This is a genomic window from Phyllobacterium sp. A18/5-2 (genome assembly GCF_025452215.1).
Lineage (GTDB): Bacteria > Pseudomonadota > Alphaproteobacteria > Rhizobiales > Rhizobiaceae > Phyllobacterium > Phyllobacterium sophorae.
Genome location: NZ_CP104966.1, coordinates 1,035,454 through 1,050,437, shown reverse-complemented (window position 1 = coordinate 1,050,437; position 14,984 = coordinate 1,035,454). Strand labels below are relative to the sequence as shown.

Here is a 14,984-nt window from a genome sequence, read left to right as displayed (position 1 = left end):
TAAGCAGGATCGTGCCGCACTTATATGAATTGAGAGGATTAAATATGAGATTTCGTCTTACCGCCGTAGCGGTTTCAGCGCTTCTGGCAGTATCTGTTGCCGGTTGTGCAACAAGTGAGCAGAATCAGCGTGCCGGGACGGGTGCCTTGATTGGCGGCGGCGTTGGTGCGCTGGCCGGACAGGCTCTGGGACGTGACACGAAGAGCACGATTGTCGGTGCCGCCGGTGGCGCGCTGCTCGGTGCTGCTGTCGGAACGGCGACGACGCCGCGCGGGCAGGATCAGAATTTATGCCGTTACCAGCGCCGTGACGGTTCGATTTATACTGCTCCCTGCGAGGGTAGCGGCGGCGGCTATGGCGGCGGTTACTGACCGGAGCTTTGCCGGATTAATTCGAGACAGGCCGGAATTTCCGGCCTGTTTCATTTGACAGAGGCGGCATTCTCGCCGACAAGGCGCATGTTCGGGTGCCACGGCTGGCTTCCGATCGTTGCTCCAACTCCCAGAACTGAAAATTTTCATGGCTCCACCCCTTCTTCGCCTTGACCGGATTGCACTGACATTCGGCGGTACGCCGCTTTTAAGTGAGGCTGCCATTTCCGTCAGCGAAGGCGACCGCATTGCGCTTGTTGGACGCAACGGATCGGGTAAATCCACACTGCTGAAGATTGCCGCCGGCTTTGTCGCGCCAACGGATGGCGAGGTGTTCAAGCATCCCGGCGTTACCGTACGTTATCTGGCGCAGGCCCCCGACATGGAGGGCTTTGCCAATGTTCGGGCCTATGTCGAGGCGGGGCTTGGACCCGCGGACGATCTCTACCGTGTCAGCTATCTGTTGGAGCATCTCGGCCTGACGGGCGAAGAAAAGCCCGACAATCTTTCGGGCGGCGAGACGCGCCGTGCGGCATTGGCCAAAGTCCTGGCACCACAGCCCGACATACTGTTGCTCGACGAGCCCACCAACCATCTCGACCTGACAACGATCGAATGGCTGGAGGACGAATTACGCCAGATACGCTCGGCCATTGTGGTGATCTCGCACGACAGGCGCTTCCTGGAGAATGTCAGCCGGTCGACGATCTGGCTCGACCGCGGCGTCACGAAGCGACTGGACCAGGGATTTGGCTTTTTCGAGGAATGGCGCGACAAGGTGCTTGAGGAGGAAGAGCGCGACCTGCACAAGCTCGGCCGCCAGATCGTGCGCGAAGAACATTGGCTGCGCTACGGCGTGACGGCCCGGCGCAAGCGCAACATGCGCCGGCTCGGCGAACTGCAATCCATGCGCAGCGAATTCCGCAATCATCGCGGCGCCCAAGGCAAGGCCGTCTTGAAGGCGAGTGATGCGAAGGAATCCGGCAAACTCGTGATTGAGGCGGAACACCTCGTCAAAGCCTATGGCAGCAATGTGCTGGTCAACGATTTCTCGACGCGGATCCAGCGCGGAAACTGCGTCGGCTTCGTTGGTCCCAATGGTGCCGGCAAGACGACGCTCCTATCGATGCTGACGGGGTTGCTCGCGCCCGACAGCGGCGTCGTCAAGCTCGGCACCAATCTTGAAATAGCCGTTCTTGACCAAAGGCGCGACGGCCTCAATCTGGAACAGACGCTTTCGGATTATCTGACCGACGGGCGCGGCGAGAATGTCGTCGTCAACGGCGAGCAGCGCCATGTGGCCTCCTATATGAAGGACTTCCTGTTTCAGCCAGAACAACTGCGCACGCCGATCCGCGAACTTTCCGGTGGTGAGCGCGCGCGCCTTATGCTGGCGCGGGTACTGGCCCGTCCGGCCAATCTGCTGGTGCTCGATGAGCCAACCAACGATCTCGACATGGAAACGCTGGACTTGTTGCAGGAATTGGTCGCCGGATTTGCGGGCACCGTGCTTCTCGTCAGCCATGACCGCGATTTCCTCGACCGGACGGTGACATCGGTGATTGCGCCAGAAGGTAACGGACGCTGGCTGGAATATGCCGGCGGCTATACCGACATGCTGGCGCAACGCAAGGAAGCGCTCGCAACGCGCAAGGATTTGAAAAGCGCCAAGCCGCAAGCCGCCGGTGCTCAGCCGGAGAAAACCCCGGCGCAACGCGAGGAGAAGCGCAAGCTTTCCTACAAGCAGAAGTTCGCACTTGAAACCTTGCCTGAAAAAATTGAAACATTGCACGCAGAGATTGCTTTACTCGAGAAGAAGCTGGCCGACCCTGAACTGTTCACGAAAAATGCGGCGCTTTTCAACAAGACCGTCGAAGAGATCGGCAAGAAGCGTCACAGCCTCGAAACATATGAGCACGAATGGCTTGAGCTCGAGATGCTGCGCGAGGAAATCGAGGGTTGAGAATCGACCCTGACGGATGCCGGATGCAGTTTTCTGCGCTTCCGGTGCTCATGGGGGAAAAATCCACCTTGCTCCGGTTCTCAAAAACCGCACCAGCGACCTCATCAGGCTGAATCCTCCGAAGGCTTCTAATTCGCCTTTGGCGCGAGCTTGGTTGTAAGCGTCTCAATACGGTTTGTCACTTCCGACAAGACGCCGGTGATTGCCGCATCGTTCTTGTCGGCCCTCGCCAAGGCTTCGTCACGGCTTTTGCGCAACGCTTCGGCTTCATTTTCAAGGCCCTTGAGACGCATCTGCAACTCGCTGAGCTCATCCATGACCATGATGCCGGCCATGACAGTGAGGCGCAGGTCACCGATTTCGCCAAACGATGATTTGAGGTGGGTGACGTAGCGGTCGAAACGCTCGGCGAGGCCAGTCAGATGCTGTTCCTGGCCCTCATCGCAGGCCATCCGGTAGGCCTTGCCATCGATCGTAACTGTTACAGTGGCCATGGCTTGTCTTTCCCAGTTTTATCGATCAAGGACCGTGCGAATGGATTCCATCGCCGCCACAAGGCGGCGCGAAACTTCCTTGTTTGCGGCTTCGAGACGCTCGGCTCGACCTTCCGACGCGTCAAGTTCCTGTGCCAGCTTGCGCCGGTCCATGTTCATCCGCTGGACCTCTTCTTCGGCTTCGGCAAAATCGCCTTCATGCTCAAGACGCAAGTCGACCGCGTCCTCAAGCGGCGCCAAAGATTTTTCCAGTCTTTCAAGAACCTGTCTGAGGGTGGCTTCCGATGCCATTTTCAACGTTTCCCCATGTGTCAATCTTTTTAAACGAGATCGCAAAAAGAAGAACAGCTTATGTTGGAGAGTCTAAGGGTTACATCAACGCCGCGTCAATCAATCCGAGCTGTCATGGTTCGGTCATGCACCGATAATAATCTCATGCCGCGAAAGACCTGTTTGCCGATGGGCCCAATTTGGCCTAGGTTTTATTGACTCCATCAAGACACCTGCTATGTGAAGCGTGCCTTTTGGATTTTGTCTGACCGGCTTCCAGAAACGGCATCTCCTTTCCTCCTCGAAAGACGGTAACCATGACCAATTCTGAAAAATCCAACCAAATGGCCAATGCAATCCGCTTTTTGTCGGCGGACGCAGTGGAGAAAGCCAATTCGGGCCATCCGGGTCTTCCCATGGGCGCAGCTGATATTGCGACTGTCCTTTATACCCGGTTCCTAAAATTTGATCCGAAGTCGCCGCACTGGCCGGACCGCGACCGCTTCGTGCTCTCGGCTGGACACGGTTCGATGCTGCTCTATTCGCTGCTGTATCTTACCGGCTACGAAGACATGACCATCGACGAGATCAAGAATTTCCGGCAATTGGGTTCCCGGACCGCGGGCCATCCGGAATATGGCCATGCATCCGGTATCGAAACGACGACCGGCCCACTTGGCCAGGGCCTTGCCAATTCCGTCGGCATGGCACTATCCGAGCGCATCATGAATGCGCATTTCGGCGACGATCTGGTAAACCACCATACCTATGTCATTGCCGGAGACGGCTGCCTGATGGAAGGCATCAGCCAGGAAGCAATCGCGCTGGCCGGCCATCTCAAGCTGAACAAGCTCATCGTTTTCTGGGATGATAACAACATCTCCATCGATGGTCCGGTGTCGCTTGCAGACAATACGGATCAGTGCGCGCGCGTCGAAGCTTCCGGCTGGAACGCCCTGCGCATCGACGGCCACGATCAGGATGCCATCGCAACTGCTATCGAGAAGGCGCACAAGTCAGACAGGCCGACCCTGATCGCCTGCAAGACGACGATCGGTTTTGGCGCCCCGACCAAGGCGGGTACCAACAAGGTTCACGGTTCGCCGCTCGGCGCCGAAGAAATCGCTGGCGCACGCAAGGCGCTTGGCTGGACATCGGAACCATTTGTTGTTCCCGCAGACATTCTCGGCGCATGGCGCGAAGCCGGCCAGCGCTCTTCGAGAGCGCATGCGGCCTGGAACGATCGCCTGGCATCCGTCGATGCCGAGACTCGCTCGGAATTCGAACGCCGCGTTCGCGGTGATCTGCCGGGCAATTTCGAAGCAGCAATCACTGCCTACAAGAAGAAGCTTTCGGAAGAAAAGCCCAAGGTTGCGACCCGCAAGGCTTCCGAAATGGCGCTCGAAGTCATCAATGGCGTTCTGGCCGAGACGATCGGCGGTTCCGCCGACTTGACGGGGTCGAACAACACCAAGACCAGCCAGACCCAGAATATCACGCCCGAAGACTATGGCCAGCGCTACGTGCACTACGGTGTTCGCGAGCATGGCATGGCCGCGGCGATGAACGGTATGGCGCTGCACGGCGGCCTCATCCCTTATTCGGGGACCTTCCTGACGTTTTCCGACTATGCGCGCGGCGCGATGCGACTTTCGAGCCTGATGGGCATTCGCGTCGTCTATGTCATGACGCATGACTCGATCGGCCTTGGCGAAGATGGTCCGACGCACCAGCCGGTAGAACACCTCGCCGCGTTGCGTGCCATTCCGAACAATTACGTCTTCCGCCCTGCTGACGTTGTTGAAACCGCAGAATGCTGGGAACTGGCGCTCAAGTCACGCAAGACTCCATCGACGATTGCCCTGACCCGCCAGAACCTGCCGACGGTTCGCACGGAACACGTCGACGAGAACAAATGCGCCTATGGCGCATACGAACTCGCGCCTGCAAGCGGCAAGGCGGAAGTTACGATCTTCGCAACCGGCTCGGAAGTCGAGATCGCCCTCAATGCACGCGCGCAGCTGGAACAGAATGGCCATCCGGCCCGTGTGGTTTCGGTGCCCTGCTTTGAGTTGTTCGAACAGCAGAGCGACGAATACAAGCGGGCGCTGATCGGCGATGCGCCGGTCAAGGTCGCGGTTGAGGCTGCCATTCGTCTTGGCTGGGATCGCTTCATCGGTCTCGATGGCATATTCGTAGGCATGACCGGCTTTGGTGCCAGCGGCCCGATCGAAGCGCTCTACAAGCATTTCGGCATCACTGCGGACGCAATTGTCGCAGCGGCAGAAAGCAAGTTGAAATAATCTACGGATTTCCCGCACAATCCAGGCCAGGGCTCGGAAATACCCAAGGAGAAGATAAAAATGACAGTTCGCGTTGCAATCAACGGATTTGGCCGTATCGGCCGCAATGTTCTTCGCGCCATCGTGGAATCCGGCCGCACCGACATTGAAGTCGTTGCGATCAACGATCTTGGTCCGGTCGAGACCAACGCACATCTGATGCGTTACGATAGCGTTCATGGCCGGTTTCCGGGAACCGTGACGGTTTCCGGCGACACGATCGATGTTGGACGCGGTCCGATCAAGGTCACCGCTGTGCGCAATCCGGTCGAACTGCCGTGGAAAGAGCTGGACGTTGATATCGCGCTTGAATGCACCGGTATTTTCACGGCTCGCGACAAGGCGGCCGCGCACCTCGAAGCCGGTGCGAAGCGCGTTATCGTTTCCGCACCCGCGGAAGGTGCTGATCTTACCGTCGTTTTCGGCGTCAATGATCACAAGTTGACCAAGGAGCATATGGTGATTTCCAATGCTTCCTGCACGACCAACTGCCTTGCGCCAGTTGCCTATGTGCTGCATGAAGCCGTTGGTATCGATCATGGCTTCATGACGACCATCCACAGCTACACCGGCGATCAGCCAACGCTCGATACGATGCACAAGGATCTCTATCGCGGCCGCGCTGCAGCCCTGTCGATGATCCCGACATCGACTGGCGCCGCCAAGGCCGTCGGCCTGGTGCTTCCGGAACTCAATGGCAAGCTGGACGGTACATCAATCCGCGTCCCTACCCCGAATGTCTCGGTCGTGGATTTCAAGTTCATCGCCAAGAAGTCGACGACGGTTGCTGAGATCAATGACGCGGTCAAATCAGCTGCCAACGGCAAGCTGAAAGGCATTCTCGGCTATACGGACGAACCGAATGTTTCGATCGACTTCAATCACGATCCGCATTCTTCAATCTTTCACATCAGCCAGACCAAGGTCATGGAAGGTACATTCGTACGCGTCCTTTCCTGGTACGACAATGAGTGGGGCTTCTCGAACCGTATGGGCGATACCGCTGTTGCCTTCGGCAAGGTGATCTGAGACCATTTGATAACTTTACCCTGATGGGCATCTGATGCGACTTTCCGCGCTTCCGGTGCTCATGGACCTAAAGTCCACTGCGCTCCGGTTCCCGAAAACCGTACCAGATCCCCCATCAGGCTGAATTCTCAAAAGGGTTCCAGATGGCTACTGCATGAAACAAAATGGCGGGTCGACAACACCCGTCATTTTGGTTTCTTAATAAGAGTATCCGGACCGTTTGGCTTGCATGCCGAACGGGTACCGTTCAGACGAGGGTGATGACCATGCCAGCTTTCAAGACGCTTGATGATGCCGATGTTGCGGGAAAACGCGTTCTCCTGCGTGTTGATCTGAATGTTCCTGTTGCGGACGGCGCCGTCACCGACGCAACGCGTATCGAACGGGTCGCGCCAACTATTCTCGAATTGTCGAAAAAGGGCGCAAAGGTTCTTCTGCTGGCGCATTTCGGTCGTCCGAAGGATGGGCCGACAGCCGAATTTTCCCTGAAGCCCATTGCCCATGCCGTTTCCAAGGTCATCGACCGCAACGTATATTTTGCCGAAGACAGCATCGGTGAAAAGGCAGCGGCGGCAATTGCCAAGCTGAAGGACGGCGATATCCTGCTTCTGGAAAACACCCGCTTTCACAAGGGGGAGGAGAAAAACGATCTTGCCCACGTGACGGCGCTGGCTGCCAATGGCGATATTTACGTCAATGATGCGTTCTCCGCCGCCCATCGTGCCCACGCCTCAACCGAGGGTCTCGCCCACGTGTTGCCGGCTTATGCGGGCCGCACCATGCAGGCCGAACTGCTGGCGCTGGAAAAGGGGCTTGGCAATCCGGAACGTCCGGTCGTTGCCATTGTTGGTGGCGCCAAGGTTTCGTCCAAGCTCGACCTGCTTGGCAATCTGGTTCAGAAAGTCGATGCGCTGGTCATTGGCGGCGGCATGGCCAATACCTTCCTCGCGGCTCAGGGTGTCAAGGTGGGCAAATCGCTGTGCGAACACGACCTTGCCGCCACTGCTCGCGAAATCATGGCCAAGGCGAACGCCGCGAACTGCACGATCATCCTGCCGGTGGACGCTGTCGTTGCCTGGCATTTCGAGGCGAATGCACCGCACCGCGCCTATGGTCTCGATGCCATTCCGGAAGATGGCATGATCCTCGATGTCGGTCCGCAATCGATTGAACGCATCAAGGGTGCGATCGATGACGCATCGACGCTGGTCTGGAATGGACCGCTCGGCGCCTTCGAGCTGCATCCTTTCGATCAGGCGACAGTAGCTGCCGCGCGTCATGTGGCTGCACGGACGAAGGCCGGCAAGCTCGTCTCGGTGGCGGGGGGCGGCGATACCGTGGCTGCTCTCAATCATGCCGGCGTTGCCGATGACTTCAGCTATGTATCGACGGCAGGCGGCGCTTTCCTTGAATGGATGGAAGGCAAGCCGCTGCCAGGTGTCGACGTTTTGAAGCGCTGACCTTTTTTCGTGTATAATCGGGGTCCTTGCGGGTCCCGGTTAACGACGAACAAGAAATGTTATCCAGTTAAATCGGTTGAAAAAATTTCAATCGTTTCAATACCTTGGAGCGCCATTTCGTTTGTCATAGGCTTCTGGTATGGCCCGGAGCACAGGAAACGGAGTGAAATAGTCTATGACTGAACGCCTCGAAGATATCGCGATTGCAATGGTTGCCAAGGGCAAGGGTCTCCTTGCTGCAGATGAGAGTACCGCAACGATCAAGAAGCGGTTCGATACGATCGGACTGGAATCGACCGCCGATAGCCGGCGTGACTATCGCGAGATGCTGTTCCGCTCCGGCGACGCGATGACGAACCACATTTCCGGCGTTATCCTTTACGACGAGACCATTCGGCAGAACGCCAAGGATGGAACCCCCTTTGTTCAGATCATGAAGGCTGCCGGCTGCATTCCCGGGATCAAGGTCGATGCAGGCGCGAAACCGCTTGCCGGTTTCCCGGGTGAGACCATCACAGAGGGCCTCGACGGCCTGCGTGAGCGTCTCCAGGAATATTACAAACTTGGCGCACGATTCGCCAAATGGCGCGGCGTGATTGCCATTGCTGACGGTGTACCGACATGGGGTGCAGTCAAGCAGAACGCCCAAGCACTGGCCCGTTATGCGGCCCTCTGCCAGGAAGCTGGAATCGTTCCGATCGTCGAGCCGGAAGTGCTTATGGATGGCAAGCCCGCCACCCACTCGATCGAGCGCTGCTACGAGGTCACCGAATGGGTCCTGAAAACGGTCTTCGACGAACTTTATGACGCCCGCGTCGTGCTGGAAGGCATGATCCTCAAGCCGAACATGGTCATCGATGGCAAGAACGCCCGCACAGCTTCGGTCGAGCAGGTGGCTGAACAGACGGTACGCCTGTTGAAATCGACGGTCCCGGCGGCAGTTCCGGGCATCGCTTTCCTTTCCGGTGGTCAAAGCGACGAAGAAGCTACTGCGCATCTTTCGGCGATGAATGCGAATTATACAACGCCGTGGAAGCTTACCTTCTCCTATGGCCGGGCGCTGCAAGCGGCCGCATTGAATGCCTGGAATGGCAAGCCGGAGAATTTTGCAGCGGGCCAGCGCGCCTTTACGCATCGCGCCAAAATGAACGGCCTCGCCGCAACCGGCGGCTGGAAAAAAGACCTGGAAAAGGCGGCTTAAGCGTTTTTTATCCAAAAGCGTATCTCATGGAGCCCGGACTGGAATCAGTCCGGGCTTTTTGTGGGGTAATTGCGGGTAATGACATCATCACCCTTCCATCCGCTGGTCAGCTGGCTGCTCTATCCTGTCTATGCCTGGCAAGGCATAGGCGTGCGTTTGCGAACGGAACGAATGCTGCCGCCAAGCGCTCTGCCAATGGGCGAAATCGCGGGCAAGGACCCTGCGATCAGGCTTCTCGTTCTGGGCGATTCTTCGGCCGCAGGCGTTGGCATCACCGATCCCTGGCAAGGGCTATGCGTGCGGCTTGCAGTGCATTTGCAGGGGCGTACCGGCCGCAAGATCATCTGGCGGGCAGCCGGCTTTAATTCAGCGACTTCGGGGCAATTGCGCGATCACGTGGTGCCCAACATCGAGCGCGGCTTGTGGACCCATATCGTGCTGACGACCGGCACCAATGACACCAAGAACTTTCACTCCCTTCCGCGCTTCAAGAGGGAATTCGGTGGTCTGCTCTATGCTTTGAAGGCGAAATGGCCGGAAGCGCATATCGTCTGGTCGAAGGTTATCGATTTTCGCGATGTCCCCGCCATGCCAGGATTGCTTGGCCGTATCCTCGAGGGCAGGGCCGACGCCATAAACAAGCTGGGAGAACGACTGTGCCGCGAGCGCATGGCGATTCCTGCGACACGTCTGCCCGTGGAGGGACCGGAAGGCTTCTCCAGCGACGGTTTTCATGCTTCCGCGCTGGGCTACGACGCCTGGGCAAGACACCTTGTGCCCTATGTTCTCAACTTGCCTGACATCGATAATGGACGGGCATCGTCCTAGGGCACGCTCAGCCCGCGTGGCCGGCGAGCACGACGATAAACATTGCCACAATGGCTCCCGCGGCAATCTTCCAAAAATCACCACGCTTTTTGAGCCCCGGCCATCCGAGTGGCTTGATGACGTGCAATGCCATCATCAAGATCAGTGCGAATGGCAGGATTTTGGTCATCGGTTTGCTTCTGTCCGCACGGTGTGATCGGAAATGCGAGCTGTGAGCGTTCCATACGAGATTGTCAATTCGGCCTTTGACTCTGCTTATGACATTGGGGATGCTGTCGGATCTGGGAGGATATTCATGACATCACGATACAACGAGGTCTATCAGGAGTGGCAGGCCGACCCGATGGCATTCTGGGCCCACGCCGCCGTGGCGATCGACTGGAGCAAGCCTTGGGACAAAGTTTTCGATGCGGACGATGGACCATATGGGCGCTGGTATGCTGGTGCCGAGTGCAACACCTGTCACAATGCCGTCGACCGGCATGTTCAGAACGGCCGGGCTGATCAGGTCGCTCTCATTTACGACAGCGCAGTAACGGGCACACAGCGCAAGATCACTTATGCCGAGCTTCTCAGCGACATCAATGCTCTGGCTGCCGTCCTCACCGACAAGGGCGTGCAGAAGGGCGACCGGGTCATCATCTATATGGCGATGGTGCCGGAAGCTGTGGTCGCGATGCTTGCTTGCGCGCGCATCGGCGCCGTGCATTCCGTCGTCTTTGGCGGTTTCGCCGCGCACGAACTGGCGACCCGCATCGACGACGCCAAGCCGGTGATGATCATCGCTACTTCCTGCGGCCTCGAGCCGGGACGCGTCGTCGCCTACAAGCCAATGCTCGACAAGGCGATCGAGCAGGCAGTGCACAAGGTCAAGACATGTGTTGTTCTCGTCCGCCCTCAACAACCGCATGCGCTCGTCGAAGGACGCGATTTCGATTATGCCGAGGCGGTCGCTGCTGCTACCGGCCGTGAGATCGCCTGTGCGGCAGTAAAGGCGACCGACCCGCTCTATATTCTCTACACCTCCGGCACCACCGGCCAACCCAAGGGCGTTGTGCGCGACAATGGCGGGCATCTGGTGGCGCTCGCCTGGTCGATGGGCGCGGTATACGATACAAAGGCAGGCGATGTATTCTGGGCGGCCTCGGATATCGGCTGGGCGGTCGGTCATTCCTATATTGCCTATGCGCCGCTGTTTATCGGTGCGACAAGCATCCTTTATGAGGGAAAGCCGGTGGGAACGCCCGATGCGGGCACGTTCTGGCGGGTTATTTCCGAGCACAAGGTGAAAGTGCTGTTCACCGCGCCGACAGCATTCCGGGCCATAAAGAAAGAGGATCCGAAGGGCGAATTCATCGGCAAATATGATCTCTCGTCGCTTAAATATCTATTTCTGGCCGGAGAACGTGCAGATACGGACACGATCAAATGGGCTGAAGAGAGGCTGGGCGTTCCGGTCATCGATCATTGGTGGCAGACGGAGAGCGGCTGGCCGATGGCGGCCAATCCCGCGGGCCTCGGCATGCTACCTGTCAAATACGGTTCTCCGACCGTGCCGATGCCCGGCTATGACGTTCGGGTGCTCGACGATGCCGGTCATCCGGTCAAGCGAGGTGAACTTGGCAATATCGTCGTCAAGCTGCCGCTTCCACCCGCTTGCCTGCCGACCCTGTGGAATGCGGACCAGCGGTTCCGCGATGCTTATGTCACGGAATTTCCTGGGTACTACAAGACCGCCGATGCCGGCATCATTGATGAGGATGGATATATCTACATCATGAGCCGAACCGACGACATCATCAATGTCGCCGGCCATCGCCTTTCGACCGGGGCAATGGAAGAAGTCCTTTCGAGCCATCCCGATGTGGCGGAATGCGCTGTGATCGGTATCGCCGATCATCTGAAAGGACAGGTACCGTGCGGCTTCATCGTGCTCAAATCCGGCGTGACCCGGGCTGAAAGCGAGATCGAGCAGGATTGTGTCGCCCTGATTCGCGACAAGATCGGGCCGGTGGCGGCGTTCAAAATGGCGCTTACGGCAAAACGCCTGCCAAAGACACGCTCTGGAAAGATCCTGCGCGGGACGATGCAGAAAATTGCCGACCGGGAGCCCTGGAACATGCCAGCAACTATCGACGATCCAGCGATTCTCGACGAGATCACGGCCGTGCTGAATGCGCGGGGTATCGGCGTCAAGAACGACTGACCTGGCTCTGCAAATAAAGCGCACCTCTTGACATCCTCCTGACAGAAGGTTGTCAGGAGGGGTATGCGATAGTGTCTCCGTAGTCACAAGGAGACAGGGTTATGACTTACGTTGATTTTGGCATTGTTGATACGGTAAGGCGCCTGCTCACGGACTTCGCAGCGTATCGCGAAGAACTGCGTACGGAGCGGCACCTCAACTCACTTCCCGAGCATGTGTTGAAGGATATCGGTTGGCCCGATGCTTATGCCGAACGGCTTGCGCGTCGAGGCTCGATGAAGGGTACGGAGGCTGGCACGGAAAGTGCCGGCGCCGACCTCGCTCCTTGGCAAATAGGCTGGCCAAAGCCTCGGCAAGCGGGAAATGCACGCAAATCAAGCTATTTCAAGCTACAATACTAAGATTATCGAGCAAAATGGGAGCGATGGGCATGGAGCAGAAAAAGACGATCGGTTTCGTATTCATCGATCAATTCGCCGATTGGGAGTATGGATTGCTTTCAGGATCGGCGGTTGAGTGGTTTGGTGCGCGTACCATTGCACTGTCGCCGTCGACCGGACCAGTCCGGTCGATCGGCGGCTTCAGGCTGATGGCTGAACGAGGCACCGGGGTCGAAGAAAATAGCGACCTCGACGCAATTGCTGTCATTGGTTCGGACACTTGGCCAAGCGCGGATGCTCCTGACATAGCACCGCTCCTGAATGCCACTTTGGCACGTGGCGGCATCATCGGCGGTATCTGCGGTGGTACGCTGGCGCTTGCCCGTGCGGGCCTCTTTGAGGGTCGCAAACATACGAGCAATGGTGCCGGATGGATCGAGATCGAAGATTGGCGATTATGCCGGCTCGTCATTTTACCAGGATGTACCTCACGCGGTGCGGGATGCGCATATCGTCAGCGCCCCTGGGTCGGCTCCCGGCACGTTCACGACCGATTTCCTGGAGGCGCTGTTCCCCGAGAGAGCCGGGCACGTCGCCGAGATGCGAGAACTGATTGCACGGGAATACCAAGCCGCGTGATTGAGCTGGCAAAGCGAGGGTACGTGAGATGAAAAGCTGGACGGACAAGTTGAATTCTGGCGGATCGCATGAGATCAAGCCCGCGTCCCATTGCCATTGCGGGCATGAAGGCGGGCGATATCATGCTTGGCTTGAAGGATTAAGCCATGCGTAGAGCTGACCGTCTTTTCCAGATTGTGCAAAAGTTGCGTGGGGGCCGTCTCGTTACTGCGCGGCAGCTCGCCGACAAGCTCGAAGTTTCCGAACGAACCATCTATCGCGACATTGCCGATCTGCAATCCACCGGCGTGCCCATCGATGGCGAAGCCGGCGTCGGCTACATCCTGCGCGAGGGTTTCGACCTGCCGCCCTTGATGTTCACACGCGACGAGGTTGTTGCGCTGGTAGCGGGCGCCCGGCTCATCACCGCTTGGGGTGGTGCATCCATGGCTCGTGCAGCCGAGGAGGCCATCATAAAGATCGGCGCTGTCCTGCCCAAGGAAGACCGCCCGCGGATCACCAATACGCATATCCACTCGACCAGCTACAATATCAGTGACAACGACCGGTCGTTGATCGACCTGGCGGAAAATGCGGCCGAACAGTGCCGTGTCCTGTCGATTACCTATACGGACCTGGATGGCAAGGACAGCGTGCGCGATATCCGTCCACTTGGCCTCTGGTTCTGGGGCAAGGTCTGGACGCTGATCAGCTGGTGCGAATTGCGCAATGATTTTCGCACGTTCCGCATTGACCGGATTGCCAAGGTGGAAAAGGCTGACCGGATATTCCGCCAGGAACGCGGAAAGACACTGGCGGATTTCTATCGCCGGGTCGAACTTAGCGAGACACCGGATACCAAGGCGAGAGCATCATAAAAAAGCCCGGCGATGCCGGGCTCTTTTGACGATTTTTGGGAAAACTATTCCTCGTCTTCGTCCTCGTGGCGGCCCTTGAGAGAAGACAGCTTCGCGAACACCTTGTCGGCATCAAGCTCTTCGTCCTCTTCGCGGACCGTTGGCTGAATGTCGAGGTTTTCAGTCGCGGAAGCTGGAAGCAGCGTGTCGCCACTTTCGGGCTGAACTGGCCGGCCACGGGAAGAACGCTCGACCTCTATATCCAGATCGATCTGTGAGCAGAGACCGAGGGTTACCGGATCCATGGGCTGGAGATTGTTGGAATTCCAGTGTGTACGGTTGCGGATCTGTTCAATAGTGGACTTTGTCGTGCCGATCAGCCGCGAAATCTGTGCGTCCTTCAATTCTGGATGATTGCGAACCAGCCAGAGGATTGCGTTCGGGCGATCCTGGCGCTTGGACAATGGGGTGTAGCGCGGGCCTTTCCGCTTGGTTTCCGGCACCCGAACTTTCGGATCGGAAATCTTCAACTTGTGATTGATATCGGCTTCGCCTTTGGCGATTTCCTCGCGCGACAATTGCCCCGTGATCAACGGGTCAAGGCCCTTGATGCCCTGTGCCGATTCACCATCGGCTATCGCCTTCACTTCGAGCGGATGCAGCTTGCAGAATGCAGCGATCTGATCGAAGGACAGGGCGGTATTGTCGACAAGCCAGACGGCCGTTGCCTTTGGCATAAGAAGCTGGGTGGCCATAGATATAGTCCTCTCGTTCGTCCGCTCCGGGGGCGCGGGACGTGGGTTCAACCACAATTTCCGGGAATTCGAGGCGTTATATAGCGTCATTTTGATGGATGAGCAAGAATCGCTTTTGGCATAGGGGATTTGAGGCGGCCGGGCGTTTCATGGAACTGTCATGAAAGTGTCATTGCACTGCAATGCAGGTGCGCGAACGATCTCCGGACA

Annotated in this window: 14 protein-coding genes and 1 pseudogene; 11 read left to right on the top strand and 4 right to left on the bottom strand. The window is 57.6% G+C overall.

Annotation, left to right across the window (positions count from 1 at the left end):
- Nucleotides 1-44: 44 nt before the first annotated feature.
- Nucleotides 45-371, top strand: coding sequence for a YMGG-like glycine zipper-containing protein (locus N8E89_RS05270; protein WP_106661951.1), 327 nt, complete (start codon nucleotides 45-47; stop codon nucleotides 369-371).
- 148 nt (nucleotides 372-519) lie between these two features.
- Nucleotides 520-2,334, top strand: a complete 1,815-nt coding sequence (locus N8E89_RS05265) for an ABC-F family ATP-binding cassette domain-containing protein (RefSeq protein ID WP_262261333.1) — start codon at nucleotides 520-522, stop codon at nucleotides 2,332-2,334.
- A gap of 128 nt (nucleotides 2,335-2,462) precedes the next feature.
- Here N8E89_RS05265 and N8E89_RS05260 read toward each other — a convergent pair whose 3' ends face one another.
- Together N8E89_RS05260 and N8E89_RS05255 are read right to left on the bottom strand one after the other, a co-directional pair.
- Nucleotides 2,463-2,828, bottom strand: a complete 366-nt coding sequence (locus tag N8E89_RS05260; RefSeq protein WP_262261332.1) for a cell division protein ZapA — start codon at nucleotides 2,826-2,828, stop codon at nucleotides 2,463-2,465.
- A gap of 18 nt (nucleotides 2,829-2,846) precedes the next feature.
- A complete protein-coding gene (locus tag N8E89_RS05255) occupies nucleotides 2,847-3,119 on the bottom strand; it encodes a DUF4164 domain-containing protein (protein ID WP_262261330.1) in 273 nt (90 codons plus the stop codon).
- Between the two features lie 296 nt (nucleotides 3,120-3,415).
- On the opposite strand from N8E89_RS05255, the gene tkt reads away from it, so the two are divergent.
- The 5 genes from tkt (at nucleotide 3,416) to N8E89_RS05230 (ending at nucleotide 9,958) form a co-directional block, all read left to right on the top strand.
- The gene (tkt, locus tag N8E89_RS05250; RefSeq protein WP_113172336.1) at nucleotides 3,416-5,401 is read left to right on the top strand and encodes a transketolase; all 1,986 of its coding nucleotides are present in this window, start codon (nucleotides 3,416-3,418) and stop codon (nucleotides 5,399-5,401) included.
- Between the two features lie 60 nt (nucleotides 5,402-5,461).
- The gene (gene gap, locus N8E89_RS05245; RefSeq protein ID WP_106661946.1) at nucleotides 5,462-6,469 is read left to right on the top strand and encodes a type I glyceraldehyde-3-phosphate dehydrogenase; all 1,008 of its coding nucleotides are present in this window, start codon (nucleotides 5,462-5,464) and stop codon (nucleotides 6,467-6,469) included.
- Nucleotides 6,470-6,735: 266 nt separating this feature from the next.
- Nucleotides 6,736-7,929, top strand: coding sequence for a phosphoglycerate kinase (locus N8E89_RS05240; RefSeq protein WP_106662576.1), 1,194 nt, complete (start codon nucleotides 6,736-6,738; stop codon nucleotides 7,927-7,929).
- Between the two features lie 175 nt (nucleotides 7,930-8,104).
- Nucleotides 8,105-9,130 carry a class I fructose-bisphosphate aldolase gene (locus tag N8E89_RS05235; RefSeq protein ID WP_113172337.1) on the top strand — a complete coding sequence of 342 codons (1,026 nt, stop codon included), beginning with the start codon at nucleotides 8,105-8,107 and terminating at the stop codon, nucleotides 9,128-9,130.
- Nucleotides 9,131-9,208: 78 nt separating this feature from the next.
- Nucleotides 9,209-9,958 (top strand): SGNH/GDSL hydrolase family protein, encoded by a 750-nt coding sequence (locus N8E89_RS05230; RefSeq protein WP_113172338.1) that lies wholly within the window; start codon nucleotides 9,209-9,211, stop codon nucleotides 9,956-9,958.
- A 7-nt stretch (nucleotides 9,959-9,965) separates the two neighbouring features.
- On the opposite strand, the gene N8E89_RS05225 is transcribed toward N8E89_RS05230, so the two are convergent.
- Nucleotides 9,966-10,127, bottom strand: a complete 162-nt coding sequence (locus N8E89_RS05225) for a hypothetical protein (protein ID WP_262261327.1) — start codon at nucleotides 10,125-10,127, stop codon at nucleotides 9,966-9,968.
- 126 nt (nucleotides 10,128-10,253) lie between these two features.
- On the opposite strand from N8E89_RS05225, the gene N8E89_RS05220 reads away from it, so the two are divergent.
- From N8E89_RS05220 to N8E89_RS05205, 4 genes and pseudogenes are all read left to right on the top strand, one after another.
- Entirely contained in the window at nucleotides 10,254-12,164 is a 1,911-nt protein-coding gene (locus tag N8E89_RS05220; RefSeq protein WP_262261325.1) for a propionyl-CoA synthetase, read from the top strand.
- A gap of 101 nt (nucleotides 12,165-12,265) precedes the next feature.
- The gene (locus N8E89_RS05215; RefSeq protein ID WP_262262000.1) at nucleotides 12,266-12,565 is read left to right on the top strand and encodes a DUF1127 domain-containing protein; all 300 of its coding nucleotides are present in this window, start codon (nucleotides 12,266-12,268) and stop codon (nucleotides 12,563-12,565) included.
- Between the two features lie 29 nt (nucleotides 12,566-12,594).
- Nucleotides 12,595-13,183, top strand: a pseudogene (locus N8E89_RS05210) (DJ-1/PfpI family protein).
- A gap of 146 nt (nucleotides 13,184-13,329) precedes the next feature.
- Nucleotides 13,330-14,040 (top strand): helix-turn-helix transcriptional regulator, encoded by a 711-nt coding sequence (locus tag N8E89_RS05205; protein WP_262261324.1) that lies wholly within the window; start codon nucleotides 13,330-13,332, stop codon nucleotides 14,038-14,040.
- 44 nt (nucleotides 14,041-14,084) lie between these two features.
- Here the strand turns inward: N8E89_RS05205 and N8E89_RS05200 are convergent, their stop codons facing one another.
- Complete coding sequence (locus N8E89_RS05200) at nucleotides 14,085-14,774, bottom strand: DUF1013 domain-containing protein (RefSeq protein WP_106661940.1); 690 nt, start codon at nucleotides 14,772-14,774, stop codon at nucleotides 14,085-14,087.
- Nucleotides 14,775-14,984 lie beyond the last annotated feature (210 nt).